The 1,039-nt window shown below is 68.9% G+C and carries 2 protein-coding genes; both read right to left on the reverse strand.

The window, feature by feature from the left end; translation table 11 throughout:
• Positions 1-141: 141 nt before the first annotated feature.
• Positions 142-471, reverse strand: coding sequence for a hypothetical protein (locus A5780_RS13870; RefSeq protein ID WP_064908622.1), 330 nt, complete (start codon positions 469-471; stop codon positions 142-144).
• A partial coding sequence (locus A5780_RS40935; protein WP_197521749.1) for a hypothetical protein occupies positions 468-1,039 on the reverse strand: 572 nt, incomplete at its 5' end. The genes A5780_RS40935 and A5780_RS13870, both read right to left, overlap by 4 nt.

Here is a 1,039-nt window from a genome sequence, read left to right on the forward strand (position 1 = left end):
GCCGGCCGCGCTGCTGCTGGCGGTGGTGATGGGCGCGCTGATTCTGTACCTGTAGATCAGCGCGGATCGCTGTGCCGCACAATGAGAAGAGGACCCTGCCGGACAAGCCCCGGCAGGGTCCTCTTCTGTGGTCGGGTTTCGCTACACCGGCGGTGGCCCTATCGGACAGTCCGCGAGATGGACTTGGCCGTCGGCGAAGTACCGGACCACACCGGATGCGGTGACGCGTTCACGCCAGTCGCTGGTGCGAACGTAGCCGAGCGATTCCAAGGTTTCGTCGAGCCCTTCGAGCGTGGGCGTGGGATCGTCCCAGACCTCGGCACCCCACCAATCCAGCAACGCCCGTCCGGTCGGGCGGCCGTCGCGGGTGTCGTAGAAGAGGTCGCAGCTGTAGATATCCGCGATGGCGGCCTGCTCGGTCAGGCGGGCGATCATGAGCAGATCGACGATCTCGGTCCCGGACTTGATCATCGCTCGATTCCCGTCTCGTGCAGCTGGCGAAGGCCGGCGGGCCCGGCGGCGATGCCGTTGCCCAGGGACTGGTTGATTTGCGCGGTGCAGGCCCGCACCGCTGCCTGGTCTACCGCGGCTTCGGGCGGTTTGGCGCGCCCTTTGTCGGCGGCGCGCTGCTGGGCGCGGGTGTCGAGCTGGTCGTCGCGGATCATCGCGATGCGCTCACTTTTGATGCCCCACTGCTGGTTTCGCTCGGCGGCGGCCTTGCCCGCGATTCCGGCCTGATGGGCAGCAGCGGCGATGGTGGTGCGGACCTGGTCACGCTGCTCGTCGGCGACACCGGCCCTGGTCAGGGCCCGGTCGAGGTCGGCACGCCGGGCGAGGAAGCGGCGGCGCTCGGCATCGATGCCGTTGGTGAGCGCACCCTCGGCCACGAAGAACACCGTGTCGCGCACGGCCCGGGTCTGCTCCCCGACGATGCGCCGATTCTGGGTGTCCATCCCGGTGTCGGCGAGGATCTCACCGACCTCACTGACCATCCCGGAGGCGAGCTCGGACGCGACGGCGGCGACACGGCCCTGGTCGA

Origin of the sequence: Nocardia sp. 852002-20019_SCH5090214 (assembly GCF_001665865.1) — a bacterium.
Lineage (GTDB): Bacteria > Actinomycetota > Actinomycetes > Mycobacteriales > Mycobacteriaceae > Nocardia > Nocardia nova.